The sequence below is a fragment of the Pseudomonas moorei genome, from assembly GCF_042846945.1.
GTDB classification, from domain to species: domain Bacteria; phylum Pseudomonadota; class Gammaproteobacteria; order Pseudomonadales; family Pseudomonadaceae; genus Aquipseudomonas; species Aquipseudomonas moorei.
Genome location: NZ_AP035776.1, coordinates 4,533,437 through 4,549,666, shown reverse-complemented (window position 1 = coordinate 4,549,666; position 16,230 = coordinate 4,533,437). Strand labels below are relative to the sequence as shown.

Here is a 16,230-nt window from a genome sequence, read left to right as displayed (position 1 = left end):
AGCATCGCTTCAGACCAGACTGCTCGTTGCCGGACATGGTAATTACTCAGTTGGTGCTGCAACCACCACCTTCGACAAGGTAGGTTGCCACATGACGTGCACCATTGGAGTCTTCATAAACCATCTCAGCTTGCACGATCCCACAGGCCTGACTGGTGTCACTGATGCTGATGGTTTTTGCCACATCAAGTGGAAAGCCAGTGCGCGCAGTCTGCGCATCATTCGCGGCAAAAGCGGCGCCGGCAGCAACGGACAGGAACAAAGCAATAGCGGTTTGCATGGTTTTCATGGTCTTTTCTCTACAAGTATTGGTTGGGTGTGGGCCCGCGAGAGTGCGGGCCGATATTTGCGTACAGTTAGAAAGGGCGCAGAGGCAGGAATTTGCCATCGAGCGTAATCACGGCACGGTGACCGCCTTCTGGATCTTCGACTTTCTTCATGTTCAGCTTGAAGTTGATCGCGCTGATGATGCCGTCGCCGAATTGCTCGTGAACCAGGGCTTTCAGCGTGGTGCCGTAGATCTGGATCATTTCGTAAAAGCGGTAGATGGTTGGATCCGTTGGTACACCCGACAAGCTGCCGCGCAGAGGGATGATTTGCAGGCGAGCTACCGAGTCGGCATCCAGTTCAAGTTTCTCGCCGATCACTTTGGCAGCGGCTTCAGGCAGTGGATGCTGGCCGAGCAGGGCCGCAGTGACGTAAGCCAGGCCAAGGCCGGTGCCTTCCGCAACCTGTTCAAACGACAGATTTTTACGAGCTTTTGCGTCAAGAATTTTGGCGGTCAGTTCGAGGCTGGTGTCGTTGTAAGCGTGGGACTGAGTCATGGTATTTCTCCTATCGGATTTACGTGGTTGGTGTTGCTTAGTTGATGTTGCTTGGGTGTGAAGCAATCTTCTGCTCGTTAACCGATAGCGTCCAAGACCGATATACAATGCAGCGTATAAGCGGTGCCTATAGGAGGTGAGTTCACATGCTGCTACGACATTTACGTTATTTGCTGGCAGTCGCGGACAACGGCGGTTTCACGCGTGCTGCGGAGGCGCTGCATGTTTCCCAACCGACCTTGTCGCAACAGATCCGGCAGTTGGAGGAAACGCTTGGCGTAATTTTGTTTGACCGAACGTCGCGCACCGTGAAGCCGACGGACGCGGGCGAGGCCTACATCGCGTGTGCACGTCGCGTGTTGGTGGAGTTAGCGGCCGGTAAACGAGCCCTACATGATGTGAAGGATTTATCCCGTGGCACCCTGCGCCTGGCGATGACACCGACGTTCATGGCTTACTTGGTCGGGCCGTTGATACGCGATTACACCGCGCACTATCCGAATATCCATCTAGAAATTTTTGAGCTGTCGATGGATGAGATCGAGACGGGGCTGGCAGACGATTCGCTGGATATCGCGATTGCCTTTGATCAGGTCAGAAATGCCGACATCGAATCGATCCCTGCTTTCATCGAAACCTTGGGATTGATGGTTGGCCGCGACCATCCGTTGTACGAGTGTAAGACAGCATTGTCTGCGGAGCAGGTTGCTCAGCTGGAGTTTGCGCTGCTGACACCGGACTTCGTCACTCGCGTCTGTATCGATGAGTACTTTTCCAAGGCGAAGATCACACCGAAGGTGGTGATCGAGGTCAACTCGGTTAACACGCTGCTGGAGGTCATTAGGCACACGGCTGTAGCGACCATTCTTCCAGAACCTATCGCTACTCAGGATCGCGCGCTTCATAAGATCGGTTTGACGGATAAAGGGCCTCACCGCGGTGCCGCGTTGCTGAGGCGCAAAAACAACTACCACAGCGCGGCATCAGTCGCCTTTATGGACTTAATGTTGGGAATGGCGGCGAGCCAGTAGGGAAAGCGATTCAGCAAACAAGTGTTGATCATTACACCCAATGAAATGCTGGATTGTATTTGCTGGTAATTCCGCTGTTTATGCGATGAGGGGAAGATAAGTCCATCGACACGATCACCGAGTCGACACTAAACAAAAATCGGAGTACGCCATGTCCCAGCAAGCGATCAAACTTTATCGTCACCCGTTGTCTGGCCACGCACATCGCGTCGAATTGATGCTGTCCCTGTTGGGTCTGCCAACCGAACTGGTTTTCGTAGATCTGATGAAGGGCGCACACAAAACGCCAGAGTTTTTGGCCCGTAATAGCTTTGGTCAGGTGCCGGTGATCGATGACAACGGTACAGTTCTGGCAGACTCCAATGCAATTCTTGTTTATCTCGCAGCCAAATATGGCAAAGGCCAATGGCTGCCGAGCGATCCGGTAGATCAAGCTAAGGTTCAACGCTGGCTGTCAGTAGCCGCAGGACAGATCAATTCCGGGCCTGCCACCGCACGCTTGATTACTGTGTTCGGTGCGGGTTATGACGCCGAAGACGCCATCAAACGTTCTCATGGCTTGCTCAAAGTGATGGAGGACGAGTTGGGAAGAAGTAAATTCCTGGCAGGTGATAAACCGACCATCGCCGATGTCGCCGCCTACACTTACGTATCCCACGCACCGGAAGGTAATGTTGATCTGACTGAATATCCAAACGTGCGTGCCTGGCTGAGCAGCATCGAAGCGCTGCCGAACTTCGTTGGCATGCAACGTACCGCTAAGGGTTTGCAACAGGCTTAACTCAACCCTCAGGAGCTTGCCGAGAGAGTATTCTCGGCAAGCTCCATTCCATTTTTTGCTCCATGGTTTTTCTTTGGATCGCTTCCCGTTATATAAGCTAGCCCGACGGCGCGTGCGAAAGTCGCTATAGCCGTCGATACTGGCAAAAAGGTCTGCACGCGAAAGCGGTCAGATATCTCGCTGTCCTCTCATCAAGAAAGGGTCGCCTATGGATCGCTTTCAAGAAATGCAGATTTTCATGGCTGTCGCTGAAGAGGAGGGATTTGCTGCCGCCGCTCGCCGCTTGAATATATCCCCTCCCAGTGTGACCCGTGCCATCGCGGCGATGGAAGAACGTATCGGCACACAACTGCTGTCTCGAACAACTCGAAGCCTGCATCTCACAGAAGCAGGGCAACGTTATTTGGAGGATTGTCGGCGGATTTTAAGTGAGGTCGAAGAAGCGGAGGAGGCCGCTGCCGGTAGTTATTCCGTACCGTGCGGGCATTTGACGGTGACTGCGTCGGTTCTGTTTGGTGAACTGTACATCGCACCGCTGTTGGCCGAGTACGTGGACCAATTTCCTTCAGTGCACCTCAACGCGCTCCTGGTAGATCGTGTGGTCAGCATGGCTGACGAAAGTATTGATGTCGCCATACGCATCGGTCATTTGCATGAGAGTAATCAACACGCCATCAAGGTGGGTGAAGTACGCCAAGTCATATGCGGTACACCTGATTACTTCGAGCGCTACGGCAGGCCGCGTCATCCCGGGGAGTTGAGTAGCGCCAATATTGTCATGTCTTCGGCCAGCCATCTGTTGAGTGATTGGCAATTTGTTAATGACGGCAACGATCTGAGCTTTCGATTTGAGCCGCGTCTGGTCGTTACCGCAAATCAAGCTGCTATCAATATCGCCAGCCTGGGCTGGGGCATCACGCGGGTGTTGTCTTATCAGGTGGCCAATCAGGTCGCCGCTGGCGAGTTGGAATTGGTGCTGGAAGATTTCGAACCACCTGCATTGCCTATCCAGGTGGTGTACCTGAAGAGCGCGAGAGTGCCTGCAAAAGTGCGTACCTTTGTGGATTTCCTCAGTGATCGGCTGGCCAATGATGCGGCGCTCAAGGCTGTGGTCAAGGGCACGGCCTGATGGATCGCTATCACGAAATGCTCATTTTCGAAGCGCTATCGGAGAGACCAAGCCTCGCCGCGGCAGCACGTCGTCTTGATGTATCTGGCCCTACAGTGGTTCGTGCCATCGCGCGACTGGAGGAGCGTCTGGGTGTGGCACTGTTGGGGCGAAGCACACGTGGGGTCGTGCTGACCGAGGCAGGTGTTGCATTCATGGTCGATTGTTCGCGGATCCTCAAACAGGTCGATGAAGCGGAGGCCTCTGCCAAAGGCTTGCACGTTCAGGCACAAGGCAACCTCACGGTGCTATTGCCCCTGCTATTCAGTCGATATGTCATGACCCCTCTGCTATTGAGTTACATGAATCTGTATCCCGAAGTGAAAGTCTTCGCTCAATACCATGATCGTTTTCCGAGCATGAACGAGGAGGGTATCGACGTGGCCGTGTTGATCGGTCATCTCCCAAGCTCGTCATTGATCGCACGACAAGTTGGTCATGTACGCTCGATGGTGTGCAGCAGTCCCGCTTATCTGCTCCGTCACGGTGAGCCAAGTGTACCGGAGGATTTGAGAAATCATCGTTTGGTTGCCACGCACGCTTATCGAGACAAGGTTCAGTGGGACTTTCATGAGGATGGTGAATTGCACCATGTCAAAGCCCGGGCCAGGATAAGTTGTGCGACGATCCAAGCGGCCATCGATGCGGCCGCTCATGGAGCAGGGATTACCCGCTGTCCGAGCTATCCACTGCACGAGTATTTGAGAAATGGGCGTTTGCATCGAGTGTTGCAGCCGTATGAATTGCCAGCGCTACCGGTACACGTTGTGTACCGCGAAGGGCGCAAGGCTTCAATGCGGGTACGCAGTTTCGTCGACCATATGGTCGACGGCCTGCGCGAGCATCCGGCCATGCAGCTGGACCCTTCCTGAGCATAAGTTATAGTAGGCTCCACCCTGCATTCGCCAAGTGTGGCTATTCGGTGCCACGGTTGAGTTATCTCGACCCGTAAGAAATTCCCTTGTCTCGACGAGGGCCTCTTAGGCGCTTCGTGCCGTCTATCACTCTGTTTGCCGTGTCTTCGAGCACATGCTCATACTGGAAACTGTACCTCCGACACCATTTCATTCCATGAAAAGTGGATTGTGCTTTATGGTCCTTCTCTCTAACCCTGCTCAAGCACAGCATCAGTGAGTATTGCCCCAGCCACCGCCCTGAAACGCAGACACCTGCTTGTCTGGGCTGCGTAAGGACATAACCATGTCTACAAAAGCTTTGATTTGCCCCATTGACGGGATGATCGACTTTGAACGTCCCGATGGCGTGTTAGGTAGGGGATACCTGGCCTGCCCGAGTGTGCTTGAAGGTGCACCAGCCATCGTCGTTATTCAGGAGTGGTGGGGGGTAAACAAACAAATCATAGGTGTCGCCGATCGCCTTGCTCTCTGTGGGTATTTGGTATTGGTGCCAGACCTTTATCGTGGCAAAACGACTGTTGAGGAGGAAGAGGCGCACCACCTTATGGACCATTTGGATTTCAGTGCGGTGATCTCCCAAGATATTCGTGGTGCAGTCCGCTATCTCAATGCCTATTCCACTCGAATTGGTGTGACGGGCTATTGCATGGGAGGCGCTCTAACGCTGTTGGCGCTCAGCGAGATAGCAGAGTTTTCTGCTGGGGTTATCTGGTATGGATTTCCGCCGTTAGAAGCGCTGACCGTCTTAAATATAAAAGCACCCGTAATGGGACACTGGGCTACACAGGATGTATTTTTCAACATCGAATCAGTGGACGTACTTGAGGAGAGTCTGCGGAAGGCTGGGGTGGATGTAACGTTTCACAGATACTTAGCTCATCACGCATTTGCCAATGAGACCGCTTCTGGAGCTGGGCGCATTGCGGGAACTCAATATGACTCGGTTTGGGCGCAGCAGGCGTGGGATAGGACACTCACCTTCTTCGGAAAAAAACTCTGGTGAAGTGCTTGAAGTGATGATCGTGATTTTGTGCATTGTCAGATCTTGGAGATTGTCATTTCTAACACAGACAGGACGTTGAATACTTTCAGGGAAACGTAGCGACAGCGTGGCTCGCGGTCGCTACGAATTGTCATTCAGCCGTCGCGGCAGTCTCAATCAAGCCTGCAACAACCTTCGGATTCGACACCATCACCACGTGGGATGCACCTTTGACTACAACAGTCTTTTTAGCGTGTGCCCGCTCAGCCATGAACGCCTGTGCTTGTGCAGGGATGTTCTTGTCTTTGTCACCGTAAACGAAATACGACGGTACCGTTTTCCATGCTGGCTCGCTCGACGGCTCGTTAAGTGCTGCTACCGTCACGGGACGTTGGGTCGCGGCCATCAACTTGGCGTCAGCACTCGAAACATCCGCGGCGAATTGATCGTAAAATTTGTCCTGCTGGATATAGAGATCCTTTCCACCATCAGCCAACTCAACGGGCGGAGCAAGGGTTGGACCCAGGGTGTTACCTGGGAAACGGCCAGCTAGGTCGGCAGTGGACTCACCTGCTTCAGGCGCCACAGCTGCAACATAAACCAACGCCTTGACGTTGGAATTGCCGTAACCGGCTTCGCTTATGACTGGGCCTCCATAAGAGTGCCCAACAAGGATAACAGGGGTTTTGATGCTTTTCAGTACATCAGCTACTGATTGCGCGTCGCCCTTGAGCGAGCGGAGTGGGTTTGATGCAGCAATCACTGGGTAGCCATCTGTTTCCAGAATCTTAACCACACCGTTCCAGCTACTGGAGTCGGCGAATGCGCCGTGTACCAGCACAACCGTTGGCTTGACTGGAGCAGCCAGAGCAGCAGTTGAGCTAACCATAGCTGCGGCGAGGGCCAGACCTGCGAATAACTTGTTCATTGGGTGTTCCTGTACGTGGGAGTAGGGACGCGACAGGACCATTGGAACTGGATGCTGTGTCTCGTATGTGTCTGAGCTACCCACGCTACGCATGGAAGTGTGTCTGGAGTTGCCTGAGCTACAAACGGATACAAACGCCGTTTGGGCATTTCAGTGAACGAAATAGTGGATTGTATTTTGTGGTCGTTCTCTCCTTTGCGGTTAAAGCGGAGCATGGGCTCACACATTCTTCCACGCCGTACAACGGAGGCTCATACCAGATGAAACGCGTGCTTATGTTACTGGCCAACGGCGTAGAGCCACTGGAAATGGCCGCCTTCACCGACGTATTGGGCTGGGCCGATTTGCTCGGTGACCACCCTGTTGAATTGGTCAATGCGGGCCTTCGCAGAAAGATCGTAACCACCTTTGGTCTCACGCTGAATCCCAGTTTTTTATTGAGCGATCTGGACGTGAGCAGCTTCGATGCCTTGGCATTGCCAGGTGGATTTGAACCAGCGGGTTTTTATGAAGAGGCCCTGAGCGAGCCTTTCCTGGACACCATCCGCCATTTTGTCGAAAGCGGTAAACCAGTGGCCAGTGTCTGCGTGTCCTCGGTGTGTCTTGGTGTGGCCGGCGTGTTGCGCGACAGGAACGCAACGACCTATCACCAAGAAGGTGGAAAGCGGAAAAGCCAACTATTGGAAACCGGTGCCCGCTTCGTTGATCGACCTGTCGTCATTGACGACAACCTCATCACTTCCAGTGGTCCAGGTACCGCCACAGAGGTCGCGTTTCTACTGCTTGAGAAAATAACCACTGCTGAAAATGCAGCTTTTATCCGTCAAAAAATGCGCTTTGCCACTCCCGGCCGTGACTGGTACGAGACGCCGCAAGTGCCCTAAATCGCTCTCCTAATTTTGAATCGACTCACTACCAAGGTAACCGTATGACTCATACAGCACTCATCGTCGTTGACATCCAGAATGACTATTTTTCGGGTGGCAAATGGGAACTCAACGCTACTGACTCAGCCGCTGACAATGCTGCTCGTGTGATTAAAGCAGCACGTGAAAGAGGGGACTTGGTCGTCCATATTCGCCACGAGACGCTAGCCCCAAATGCCCCGTTTTTTGTCCCTGGTTCCGACGGCGCGCAATTGCACGAGAAGGTGCGCAATCTTGCGGACGAGTTGGTCATCGTCAAGCATTTCATGAACCCGTACCGCGAAACTGAACTGCTTGATGTGCTGGAACACAACGAGATTGAACGGGTCACTGTGGTCGGGAATATGAGCCACATGTGCATTGATGCTGTCACTCGCGCGTCTGATGACTTCGGGTTTGAGACGACAGTGATTCACGATGCCTGTACGACCCATGACTTGGAGTTCAACAACGTCAAAGTTCCTGCGCCGCTTGTGCATGCGGCCTTCATGGCAGCGCTTCGGTTCGGTTACGCCAAGGTGCTGAGCACCGATGAATATGTGGCCTAACTTTTTGCCGTCTCTTCTAAAGGGTCAACCGATGTTCAATCTTTCCAATGCTGTCGATTACTACTATTGGCCGACTCCTAATGGGCAGAAGGTCGCCATCTTTCTTGAGGAGTCGGAACTTCCTTACGTTTCGCACCCCATAAACATCAGCAACGGGGAGCAATTTTCGGCTGAGTTCACTCGGATTTCACCCAATCAGCGCATACCTGCAATCGTAGATAAGGAGACTGGCGTATCGGTCTTTGAGTCAGGGGCCATTTTGCTTTACTTGGCTCAGCGCCGCGGAGAATTTATACCGGCAGATCCCAACGGGGCTGCTGAAGTCATGCAATGGCTGTTCTGGCAGGCAGCGAACCTGGGGCCGATATTGGGGCAGGCGGTGTTCTTCCTTAATTATGCCTTCGAGCATGTGCCGCTCGCCGTGGCACGGTTTAGCAAAGAGACAGAGCGTCTGTACGGAGTACTGGAGCAACAGTTGAGTGAACGCCCGTATGTCGCTGGTGAGTATTCAATTGCCGATATGGCGATCTATCCTTGGGTACTCCAACACGACAAGCAGGGAATGTCCCTCGATGCTTATCCGAACGTGGCCGCTTGGTTAGAGAAAATCAGTAAGCGTCCAGCCGTAGTTCGGGCCTACGCTAAAGGGGAGCAAATTCGTCCCTCGGTTCAAACTGATCAGGACAGAAAAAAGCTTTATGGGCTCCCCTAGGTAGATCGCTACCACTTAAGCGATTTTGATGTTGTTCGAGCGCGTGCAGGGTCCGTCTCGAGCGTCATGAAACTCTCGCAGTGCGACCGGCACTGCAAAGCGCAGAGTTGATGATCACCGGCAATCGCGTGATTAGACCCCGCTGCCGGGGATTCAACCATTTACTCGCCGGTCGGCGAGTGAAGGGCACCTGATTACGAATGCGTAGAGGTGATCATGAATCAATCGGACGAGCCAGGAGCCTCTCCTTGGCATGCGGGTGAGCGGCAGTTACAGGAAAGCGTTGGCGTCGCAGATCAAATGGAGATATTTGGGCGCAGGGTCGTACGTGATTACATGCCTGATCAGCATCGATTGTTTTACAACCAGCTGCCTTACCTCGTGTTGGGCGCTGTTGATGAACAAGGAATGCCTTGGGCCACGTTATTAGAAGGCCCCCCAGGCTTCATCCATTCACCAGATCCGCGTGTGCTACAACTTGACCGCTTGCCAGCTGATGGTGATCCGGTCAAAGCCGCCCTGAAACAGGGAGCCGCGGTGGGGTTACTGGGCATCGACCTGAAAACCCGAAGGCGCAATCGAATGAACGGTAATATCAGCACCGCCTCATCAGGCGGTTTTGCCGTTTCTGTGGTGCACGCTTTCGGTAACTGTCCGCAGTACATCCAGTTACGAAGCGTTGAACCGGTCAGCCTTGGTCACTCATCTTCAAATGTCGTCGCCGAACATCTCAACGAACTGGATGAGGAGGCGAAGACAACAATCAGCAAGTCCGACACCTTTTTCCTCTCTAGCTACGTTGACCTGGACGGTGATTCATCCCGGCGCTCGGTGGATGTTTCGCACCGGGGTGGCAATCCAGGTTTCGTCAGGATTGAAGGCAACGTACTGACGATTCCCGATTTCGCCGGCAACCTGCACTTCAATACCCTGGGTAATTTCTTGCTCAATCCTCGCGCGGGGTTGGTGTTCATCGATTTTGAATCAGGCGATGTGCTGCAAGTTTCCGGACGTACCGAGATCATTCTTGAGGGGCCCGAGATCTCCGCATTTCAGGGGGCTGAGCGACTTTGGAAGCTGACAGTAGAACGGGTTATTCGACGTCATGCCGTGTTGGCCTTGCGTTGGCAGTTTGAAGGTTTTTCTCCAAACAGTTTGATGACGGGCAGTTGGGAGAAAGCTCAAGGTCGATTGCAGGCCGATGCCTTACGCGATCAATGGCGACAGCTGCGGGTGACGCGGATAATTGATGAAAGCAGCACGATTCGCTCTTTCTACTTTGAGCCCGCCGATGGTGCAGGCATACCTCGGTTCGAGGCGGGTCAGCATCTGCCGGTGCGGTTTTGCCTGGCTGAAGGACAAACTCCTCTGGTCAGAACCTACAGTCTCTCGAGCGCGCCTTCCGACAGTTTTTTCCGTATTAGCGTCAAACGTGACGGACTCATCTCCTCGCATTTACACGACCACGTTCGGGTCGGGGATTTGGTTGAGGCTCGCGCACCTCAAGGGCGATTTACTGTGCAAGCCGACGAGCATCGGCCTTTGGTACTGTTGGCCGCAGGTGTGGGGGTGACACCTTTGCTCTCCATGCTTCGCGAAGTGATTTATGAAGGGGAACGTATTCGTCGCACTCGACCCACTTGGTTTATTCAAAGTGCGCGCAGCCTGGCAGAGCTTGGGTTTCGCGATGAGCTGTACGAACTGGCGACCCGTGCCAAAGATAAAGTTCGCGCGTTACGCCTGCTTAGCCAGCCGGAAGAACATGCTCGCGAAGGTGAGGATTTTGAACTGGCAGGCCGGGTTGACATCGCGTTACTCAAGGCTCTGCTGCCCCTCGACGATTACGACTTTTATCTGTGTGGTCCGGGTGCATTTACCCAGGCTTTGTATGACGGATTGCGTGAGTTGCGCATTGGCGATGATCGTATTCACGCGGAGACTTTCGGCCCTTCGACGTTGGTTCGCCAACGGGATCAACTGACCCCGGCAGTCGAGCAAGTGCCAGCTGCTACCAGTCCCGTCAAAGTGCTGTTTTCGGCATCGGCCAAGGAAGCTCGTTGGGAGCCGGGTGGTGGGAGTTTATTGGAACTGGCCGAGAGCCGTGGCCTGAGCCCAGACTTTAGCTGTCGAGGTGGATCCTGTGGGACATGTCGAACGAAACTGGTCAGTGGGCAAGTGCACTATCTGAACTTGCCGGCCGAGATGCCGGCCGAGGGTGAAGTGCTGATTTGCTGTGCGGTACCTGCACAAAGCAAGGAGGGCGATGCCCCCCTTGTGTTGGAATTGTGAGGAGTGCCATTTCTGGAGTGCTCATCCCGCCAAACGCGGGTTGAGCGCTTTGTCCAAACCACCTTCGGAATCAAGTTGCGCAAGGTCGTCAAACCCGCCGACGTGCCAGTTTCCGATGAAGATTTGTGGGACCGTACGGCGACCGCTTCGGTTAACCATTTCGCTCCTGACCGCAGCAGACTGTGCATCGATTTCGGTGTAGCGAATGCCTTTTTCATTAAGCAGGCGCTTGGCATTTCGGCAGTAAGGGCAGGTGCTGGTGGTGTACATAGTAACTTCAAGCATATTGGATACTCCTGAGATATTCGGCTGAGTTAGGCAACGGCTTTTGCTGGACGGGCATGAACGGCAACGGTGTTCGGATGCTTGACCAACGACTTGAACGTTTTGTTGTCGGCGTCCAGGGCATCGATCGAACCGGCTCCGATGTCGTAGACCCAACCATGAAGATTCACCAGGCCTTTTTCCTGGGCCAAACGCACACTCGGATGGGTCTGAATGTTGGCGAGTTGAGCGATCACATTCTCACGAACCATCGAGCTGACTTTTGCCGCTTCATTGGCGTGAGGCCGCGACTCATTGATGACTTTTGCCGATTCGGCGTGTTGCAACCAACTACCAACGGCAGGCAGGTGGTCCATGCAGGTGCACTTGGCGACAGCGGTCATGGCTCCGCAATCGGAATGGCCGCAGATCACAATGTCGGTTACGCCCAGCACGGCCACGGCGTATTCGATAGTGGCTGAGACACCGCCAGGATTTGGGCTGTAGGACGGCACGATATTGCCGGCGTTACGGATGACGAATAGTTCGCCTGGCTCTTGCTGGGTCAGCAGCTCGGGAACGACGCGACTATCAGAGCAACTGATGAACAGCGTCTTTGGCGTTTGCGTTGTGGCAAGGTGCTTGAACAGCTCGGTCCGTTGTGGAAATGCTTCTTTTTGGAACTTCGAAAAACCTTCAATGAGCGCTTTCATGATGTTTCCTCTGATGGTTGTTTTATCAATAAGTGATGGTCAGTTGGTGCAGCCGCTGCCGATCACGCTGTATTCCAGGACATGGGTCTCGCCGTGCGAGTCTCGGTAGGTCATTTGCACTGGTGTCGGACCGCATACATCCGCAGTCGGTGTGATGTGGATTACTTTGGCGATATCCAGGTGCATGCCGTACGAGTAAGGAACGGCCTCTGGTGCGACCACAGCTTCCTGTGCGTAAGCTGACAGCGAGGCGGTCAGGGACAGGGCGAGAAACAGAATTTTTTTCATGACGAATCCTCCATTCAAATTTGGTGATTGATAGAAATGGGTTAAGAAATTTTTTGAAGCAGGCCCGCAGTGGCTGCGGGCCGATTACACAGTCATTTGCACACTTAGAAAGGGCGCAGTGGCAGGAACTTGCCATCGAGGGTGATCACGGCACGGTGACCGCCTTCTGGGTCTTCGACTTTCTTCATGTCGAGCTTGAAGTTGATCGCGCTGATGATGCCGTCGCCGAACTGCTCATGAACCAAGGCTTTCAGTGTGGTGCCGTAGATCTGGATCATTTCGTAGAAACGGTAAATGGTTGGGTCGGTTGGCACACCGGACAGGCTGCCGCGCAGCGGGATGATTTGCAGGCGGGCCACCGAGTCGGCGTCCAGGTCCAATTTTTTGCCGATCACTTTGGCAGCGGCTTCCGGCAGCGGGTGCTGGCCGAGCAGAGCAGCGGTGACGTAAGCCAGGCCAAGGCCGGTGCCTTCAGTAACTTGCTCGAAGGACAGATTTTTGCGCGCCTTGGCGTCGAGAATCTTAGCGGTCAATTCGAGGCTGGTGTCGTTGTAAGCGTGGGACTGAGTCATGGTGTTTCTCCTATCAGTTTTACATGGTTGGTGTTGCTAGGTTGATGTTGCTTGGGTGTGAAGCAATCTTCTGCCGTTTGCTCGATAGCGTCCAAGACCGATATACAATCCTCTGCATAAGTTGTTCCTATAGGTGCAGGTCGGAGCGTTCATGAACGTTGAAAACTCAGAGGCGCTGCTGTTGATTCCTAACGGTTTTCCGGTGTGGATTGACGTGGCTCAGGCAAGCATTGGAGGGGCGGGCACGGCGATGCGCTTTGTATTGCCCGTACATGGCCATAACCTGCCGTTGATGCATCGTCAGGAAACCAAGTTGGTGGTGGCGCTCAAGGGGGAACTGGATATTCGTGCCGGCCGACATCACATCGCATTACTGCAAGAAGGCGAAGCCACAAAGCTCGAACCCGGGGTCGCGCACCGTATTCATCAATATGGGGCGGGTCCGAGTACCGTGGGGGCGGTGCTGTGGCCGGGTGCGGTAGAGCAAGCCTTTCGTGAGCTTGCAGCGGCTGCTAAACAAGGCGCGTATGGTCGTAGCGACATGATTGAAATCCTCGCCCGTTACCATGTGGCTTGGGCTACTCAATCGAATGAACATGATCCTGAATCGATAACGGTCCAGCCGTTCCGAGATTGGCTGGGCGATTTGCCGGAGGCGTTGAGGAAGCAATTAGAAATTAGATGGGGAAGGTGAGGTCGCCGTCTCGATCCGGCTGACGAGGCGGAACGCGTGAGTGTATTGAGCGATGAAAAAAGCCCGCGAGTGGCGGGCTCCATTTCAACTGTTCTGAATTTTCAAGGTGTGATCGCATGCAGTCGTCTGCCTTTGACATCTACCTGTTGGCCAATGGCAAACTCCTCGCGCGGAGAGCGCACAACTTGCTCCTCACCGTTACTACTCCGGACGGTATAAGCACGCTCCTCTAGCCCGGTTGCCTTTTGCACTTCACGCCCTCCCAGCAACCCAAGCCCAGCTCCAATTAACGCACCCAAAGGGCCGCCGGCTGCACCGCCTATCAATACTCCGGTACCGACTCCAAATGCAGCGCCTGCTGTGGTGTCGTCCGTTTGAGACAGAACCTCGTCGGCTCGCGCCGCGCCTACGCTGAACAGGAACAGTCCGATAGCTATGGTTGCACCGCCCAGAAGTTTCATGTTGCCTCCGAATGGCAAGCACCTGGGCGCCTACCAATTGATGATCATGTGCGGCCATCTAAGCGCCGCCTAACCATCCACAACGTCAGAAGAAGTGAGATGATCTTCCTTTCAAGCTGGCTAACGCTTGCATCGGTCGAAACACTCCGCAAAGCGATAGCCCGGCTACTAACGGGGAGCATTTATGCTTTGAGTTTCGCAGCAATTTTCGCGACGTACTGCCCTTGGTGATGAGCAATGCGTAACTCTCGCGAGTCAGGTTGGCGTGAACCATCACCCCCTGCAATTGTGGATGCCCCATAGGGGGTCCCTCCGCCTGGTTGTGAGATATCGAATAGCGCAGGGTCGGAATAACCGATTGGCACAATGACCATGCCGTGATGCGCGAGAGTCGTCCACGTCGAAGTGATCGTCATCTCCTGGCCACCACCAGTACCTGTGGATGTGAATACACTCGCGATCTTGCCGACCAACGCTCCTGTCGCCCACAAACCGCCAGTTTGATCGAGGAAGTTACGCATCTGTCCTGACATATTCCCGAAGCGTGTTGGGGTGCCAAAGATAATTGCGTCATAACCGGAAAGCTCGGCGGGGGTTGCTATGGGGGCAGCTTGGTCGGTCTTTCCGTGTGCCGCCTTGAATGCTTCTGGGTCCATGACTTCAGGTACACGCTTTATCGTGACCTCTACACCAGGAACACTCCGCGCACCTTCGGCCACATGCTGCGCCATCGTTTCTATGTGGCCATACATCGAATGATAGAGAACCAATAGTTTGACCATCTCCACTTCCTCTTTGCCGCATCGGTGTTGTATGTCAGCTACTACAGGCCCAAATCGGAAAGGCCCGGGTGATCGTCAGGGCGGCGGCCTAGTGGCCAACGAAACTTACGCTCTGATTCTTTGATGGGCATGTCATTGATGCAGGCAAAACGGTGAGCCATCAGGCCGTTATCAGCGAACTCCCAGTTTTCGTTCCCGTAGGAGCGATACCAGTTTCCTGAATCATCGTGCCATTCGTAGGCGTAGCGAACAGCAATGCGGTTATCTGTAAAGGCCCACAGTTCCTTGATAAGCCGATAGTCCAGCTCTTTGTTCCATTTCCGAGTCAGGAACGCTGCGGCCTCTGCTCGATTCACCGCAAAATCAACTCGATTGCGCCACCTTGTATCGGGTGTATAGGCCAGTGAAACTTTCTCCGCATCGCGGGTGTTCCAACCGTCCTCAGCCAACCTGACTTTGAGGATTGCTGACTCGCGATTGAATGGTGGTAGCGGGGGGCGGGTTTCAGATTCAGCCATGACTTTCGCTCCAAATGTCTGGTGCATTGTGGTCGAGAGGTTTTACGCGCGGGGGAGAGGACGTATTCATTCGTCTCGGTAACACCCTGAAACTGCGCGATTGTCGTAACGACGAATGTCCCTATGCCTTTGTTTCTGGAAATTCTGCCAAAGGAACGAACGTATTGGTTCTGCCATCCAGGGCCACTATGGATCCCGTTTCAATGTCATAAACCCAGCCGTGTAGATTCAGTTTTTTCTGTTCAAGCGCCAATCTGACGCTTGGGTGGGTTTTCAGATTGGAAAGCTGAGCGATCACATTTTCGCGGACCATTGAACTGACGCGTTCTTTATCGGATGCGTGGGTGCGGGTTGCATTCATCACTTTGGCGGACTCTGCATAGCTCATCCAAGCAGCTACGGCAGGTAAGTGATTCAATGATTTTCCACTCGATACGGCTGTCATGGCTCCACAATCCGAGTGGCCACAGATGACAATGTCGTGGACTCCGAGTACCGCCACCGCATACTCAACCGAGGCGGTCACACCACCTGGCTGAGGGCCATAGGATGGGACTATATTTCCTGCATTGCGTATAACAAATAATTCTCCAGGCTCTTGCTGTGTGAGCATTTCCGGAATGACCCTACTGTCTGAGCATGTAATAAATAAAGTTTCAGGGTTTTGAGTGGTGGCAAGATATTTGAAGAGATCAGTTCGTTGCGGGAATACTTCTTTTTGAAATTTTATGAACCCTTCAATCAGAGCTTTCATGTGCGCCTCTCGTTTGTAAAGTTTTGAATAATATTAAGTTGTTGATGATATTTGACGCGCGAACCGTCGTCCAAGATC

The 16,230-nt window shown here is 53.6% G+C and carries 21 protein-coding genes; 10 read left to right on the top strand and 11 right to left on the bottom strand.

Features of this window, described 5'->3' with window-relative positions; genetic code table 11:
• Positions 1–46: 46 nt before the first annotated feature.
• A complete protein-coding gene (locus ACGJAX_RS21575) occupies positions 47–289 on the bottom strand; it encodes a DUF2790 domain-containing protein (protein WP_390956079.1) in 243 nt (80 codons plus the stop codon).
• A 67-nt stretch (positions 290–356) separates the two neighbouring features.
• Positions 357–824 (bottom strand): cyanase, encoded by a 468-nt coding sequence (cynS, locus tag ACGJAX_RS21570; RefSeq protein WP_390956078.1) that lies wholly within the window; start codon positions 822–824, stop codon positions 357–359.
• A gap of 146 nt (positions 825–970) precedes the next feature.
• Here cynS (ACGJAX_RS21570) and cynR point away from each other — a divergent pair, with 146 nt between their 5' ends.
• From cynR to ACGJAX_RS21545, 5 genes are all read left to right on the top strand, one after another.
• The gene (gene cynR / locus ACGJAX_RS21565; RefSeq protein ID WP_390956077.1) at positions 971–1,855 is read left to right on the top strand and encodes a transcriptional regulator CynR; all 885 of its coding nucleotides are present in this window, start codon (positions 971–973) and stop codon (positions 1,853–1,855) included.
• Positions 1,856–2,006: 151 nt separating this feature from the next.
• Positions 2,007–2,636 carry a glutathione S-transferase N-terminal domain-containing protein gene (locus ACGJAX_RS21560; RefSeq protein ID WP_390956076.1) on the top strand — a complete coding sequence of 210 codons (630 nt, stop codon included), beginning with the start codon at positions 2,007–2,009 and terminating at the stop codon, positions 2,634–2,636.
• Positions 2,637–2,844: 208 nt separating this feature from the next.
• On the top strand, positions 2,845–3,765 hold the full coding sequence (locus ACGJAX_RS21555; RefSeq protein WP_390956075.1) for a LysR substrate-binding domain-containing protein: 921 nt from the start codon (positions 2,845–2,847) through the stop codon (positions 3,763–3,765).
• Complete coding sequence (locus ACGJAX_RS21550) at positions 3,765–4,676, top strand: LysR substrate-binding domain-containing protein (RefSeq protein ID WP_390956074.1); 912 nt, start codon at positions 3,765–3,767, stop codon at positions 4,674–4,676. Before ACGJAX_RS21555 ends, ACGJAX_RS21550 begins: the two co-directional genes overlap by 1 nt.
• A 328-nt stretch (positions 4,677–5,004) precedes the next feature.
• Complete coding sequence (locus ACGJAX_RS21545; protein WP_390956072.1) at positions 5,005–5,724, top strand: dienelactone hydrolase family protein; 720 nt, start codon at positions 5,005–5,007, stop codon at positions 5,722–5,724.
• 130 nt (positions 5,725–5,854) lie between these two features.
• On the opposite strand, the gene ACGJAX_RS21540 is transcribed toward ACGJAX_RS21545, so the two are convergent.
• Positions 5,855–6,631 carry an alpha/beta fold hydrolase gene (locus ACGJAX_RS21540; RefSeq protein WP_390956071.1) on the bottom strand — a complete coding sequence of 259 codons (777 nt, stop codon included), beginning with the start codon at positions 6,629–6,631 and terminating at the stop codon, positions 5,855–5,857.
• A gap of 260 nt (positions 6,632–6,891) precedes the next feature.
• Between ACGJAX_RS21540 and ACGJAX_RS21535 the strand changes: the two genes are divergently transcribed.
• From ACGJAX_RS21535 to ACGJAX_RS21520, 4 genes are all read left to right on the top strand, one after another.
• On the top strand, positions 6,892–7,515 hold the full coding sequence (locus ACGJAX_RS21535; protein ID WP_390956070.1) for a DJ-1/PfpI family protein: 624 nt from the start codon (positions 6,892–6,894) through the stop codon (positions 7,513–7,515).
• Between the two features lie 44 nt (positions 7,516–7,559).
• On the top strand, positions 7,560–8,105 hold the full coding sequence (locus ACGJAX_RS21530) for an isochorismatase family protein (RefSeq protein WP_390956069.1): 546 nt from the start codon (positions 7,560–7,562) through the stop codon (positions 8,103–8,105).
• A gap of 31 nt (positions 8,106–8,136) precedes the next feature.
• A complete protein-coding gene (locus ACGJAX_RS21525; protein WP_390956068.1) occupies positions 8,137–8,817 on the top strand; it encodes a glutathione S-transferase N-terminal domain-containing protein in 681 nt (226 codons plus the stop codon).
• Between the two features lie 216 nt (positions 8,818–9,033).
• Positions 9,034–11,106 (top strand): pyridoxamine 5'-phosphate oxidase family protein, encoded by a 2,073-nt coding sequence (locus tag ACGJAX_RS21520; RefSeq protein ID WP_390956067.1) that lies wholly within the window; start codon positions 9,034–9,036, stop codon positions 11,104–11,106.
• A 21-nt stretch (positions 11,107–11,127) separates the two neighbouring features.
• Here the strand turns inward: ACGJAX_RS21520 and grxC are convergent, their stop codons facing one another.
• The 4 genes from grxC to cynS (ACGJAX_RS21500) form a co-directional block, all read right to left on the bottom strand.
• On the bottom strand, positions 11,128–11,391 hold the full coding sequence (gene grxC, locus ACGJAX_RS21515; protein ID WP_390956066.1) for a glutaredoxin 3: 264 nt from the start codon (positions 11,389–11,391) through the stop codon (positions 11,128–11,130).
• Positions 11,392–11,420: 29 nt separating this feature from the next.
• The gene (locus tag ACGJAX_RS21510; protein WP_390956065.1) at positions 11,421–12,083 is read right to left on the bottom strand and encodes a carbonic anhydrase; all 663 of its coding nucleotides are present in this window, start codon (positions 12,081–12,083) and stop codon (positions 11,421–11,423) included.
• Between the two features lie 39 nt (positions 12,084–12,122).
• On the bottom strand, positions 12,123–12,371 hold the full coding sequence (locus tag ACGJAX_RS21505; RefSeq protein WP_390956064.1) for a DUF2790 domain-containing protein: 249 nt from the start codon (positions 12,369–12,371) through the stop codon (positions 12,123–12,125).
• 104 nt (positions 12,372–12,475) lie between these two features.
• The gene (gene cynS, locus ACGJAX_RS21500; protein WP_390956063.1) at positions 12,476–12,943 is read right to left on the bottom strand and encodes a cyanase; all 468 of its coding nucleotides are present in this window, start codon (positions 12,941–12,943) and stop codon (positions 12,476–12,478) included.
• A 151-nt stretch (positions 12,944–13,094) separates the two neighbouring features.
• Between cynS (ACGJAX_RS21500) and ACGJAX_RS21495 the strand changes: the two genes are divergently transcribed.
• Positions 13,095–13,637 (top strand): hypothetical protein, encoded by a 543-nt coding sequence (locus tag ACGJAX_RS21495; protein WP_390956062.1) that lies wholly within the window; start codon positions 13,095–13,097, stop codon positions 13,635–13,637.
• A 101-nt stretch (positions 13,638–13,738) separates the two neighbouring features.
• Here the strand turns inward: ACGJAX_RS21495 and ACGJAX_RS21490 are convergent, their stop codons facing one another.
• The 4 genes from ACGJAX_RS21490 to ACGJAX_RS21475 all read right to left on the bottom strand — a co-directional run bounded on the left by ACGJAX_RS21490 (position 13,739) and on the right by ACGJAX_RS21475 (position 16,152).
• A complete protein-coding gene (locus tag ACGJAX_RS21490) occupies positions 13,739–14,098 on the bottom strand; it encodes a hypothetical protein (protein ID WP_390956061.1) in 360 nt (119 codons plus the stop codon).
• Positions 14,099–14,280: 182 nt separating this feature from the next.
• Entirely contained in the window at positions 14,281–14,880 is a 600-nt protein-coding gene (gene wrbA, locus ACGJAX_RS21485) for an NAD(P)H:quinone oxidoreductase (protein WP_390956060.1), read from the bottom strand.
• 41 nt (positions 14,881–14,921) lie between these two features.
• Complete coding sequence (locus ACGJAX_RS21480; RefSeq protein WP_390956059.1) at positions 14,922–15,398, bottom strand: DUF1348 family protein; 477 nt, start codon at positions 15,396–15,398, stop codon at positions 14,922–14,924.
• 121 nt (positions 15,399–15,519) lie between these two features.
• Entirely contained in the window at positions 15,520–16,152 is a 633-nt protein-coding gene (locus tag ACGJAX_RS21475) for a carbonic anhydrase (RefSeq protein ID WP_390956058.1), read from the bottom strand.
• Positions 16,153–16,230: the final 78 nt, after the last annotated feature.

Bases quoted from the DNA above. Each gene is read 5' to 3' on its own strand.
- ACGJAX_RS21575 (WP_390956079.1), bottom strand. From the start codon at position 289: ATGAAAACCATGCAAACCGCTATTGCTTTGTTCCTGTCCGTTGCTGCC.
- cynS (WP_390956078.1), bottom strand. From the start codon at position 824: ATGACTCAGTCCCACGCTTACAACGACACCAGCCTCGAACTGACCGCC.
- cynR (WP_390956077.1), top strand. From the start codon at position 971: ATGCTGCTACGACATTTACGTTATTTGCTGGCAGTCGCGGACAACGGC.
- ACGJAX_RS21560 (WP_390956076.1), top strand. From the start codon at position 2,007: ATGTCCCAGCAAGCGATCAAACTTTATCGTCACCCGTTGTCTGGCCAC.
- ACGJAX_RS21555 (WP_390956075.1), top strand. From the start codon at position 2,845: ATGGATCGCTTTCAAGAAATGCAGATTTTCATGGCTGTCGCTGAAGAG.
- ACGJAX_RS21550 (WP_390956074.1), top strand. From the start codon at position 3,765: ATGGATCGCTATCACGAAATGCTCATTTTCGAAGCGCTATCGGAGAGA.
- ACGJAX_RS21545 (WP_390956072.1), top strand. From the start codon at position 5,005: ATGTCTACAAAAGCTTTGATTTGCCCCATTGACGGGATGATCGACTTT.
- ACGJAX_RS21540 (WP_390956071.1), bottom strand. From the start codon at position 6,631: ATGAACAAGTTATTCGCAGGTCTGGCCCTCGCCGCAGCTATGGTTAGC.
- ACGJAX_RS21535 (WP_390956070.1), top strand. From the start codon at position 6,892: ATGAAACGCGTGCTTATGTTACTGGCCAACGGCGTAGAGCCACTGGAA.
- ACGJAX_RS21530 (WP_390956069.1), top strand. From the start codon at position 7,560: ATGACTCATACAGCACTCATCGTCGTTGACATCCAGAATGACTATTTT.
- ACGJAX_RS21525 (WP_390956068.1), top strand. From the start codon at position 8,137: ATGTTCAATCTTTCCAATGCTGTCGATTACTACTATTGGCCGACTCCT.
- ACGJAX_RS21520 (WP_390956067.1), top strand. From the start codon at position 9,034: ATGAATCAATCGGACGAGCCAGGAGCCTCTCCTTGGCATGCGGGTGAG.
- grxC (WP_390956066.1), bottom strand. From the start codon at position 11,391: ATGCTTGAAGTTACTATGTACACCACCAGCACCTGCCCTTACTGCCGA.
- ACGJAX_RS21510 (WP_390956065.1), bottom strand. From the start codon at position 12,083: ATGAAAGCGCTCATTGAAGGTTTTTCGAAGTTCCAAAAAGAAGCATTT.
- ACGJAX_RS21505 (WP_390956064.1), bottom strand. From the start codon at position 12,371: ATGAAAAAAATTCTGTTTCTCGCCCTGTCCCTGACCGCCTCGCTGTCA.
- cynS (WP_390956063.1), bottom strand. From the start codon at position 12,943: ATGACTCAGTCCCACGCTTACAACGACACCAGCCTCGAATTGACCGCT.
- ACGJAX_RS21495 (WP_390956062.1), top strand. From the start codon at position 13,095: ATGAACGTTGAAAACTCAGAGGCGCTGCTGTTGATTCCTAACGGTTTT.
- ACGJAX_RS21490 (WP_390956061.1), bottom strand. From the start codon at position 14,098: ATGAAACTTCTGGGCGGTGCAACCATAGCTATCGGACTGTTCCTGTTC.
- wrbA (WP_390956060.1), bottom strand. From the start codon at position 14,880: ATGGTCAAACTATTGGTTCTCTATCATTCGATGTATGGCCACATAGAA.
- ACGJAX_RS21480 (WP_390956059.1), bottom strand. From the start codon at position 15,398: ATGGCTGAATCTGAAACCCGCCCCCCGCTACCACCATTCAATCGCGAG.
- ACGJAX_RS21475 (WP_390956058.1), bottom strand. From the start codon at position 16,152: ATGAAAGCTCTGATTGAAGGGTTCATAAAATTTCAAAAAGAAGTATTC.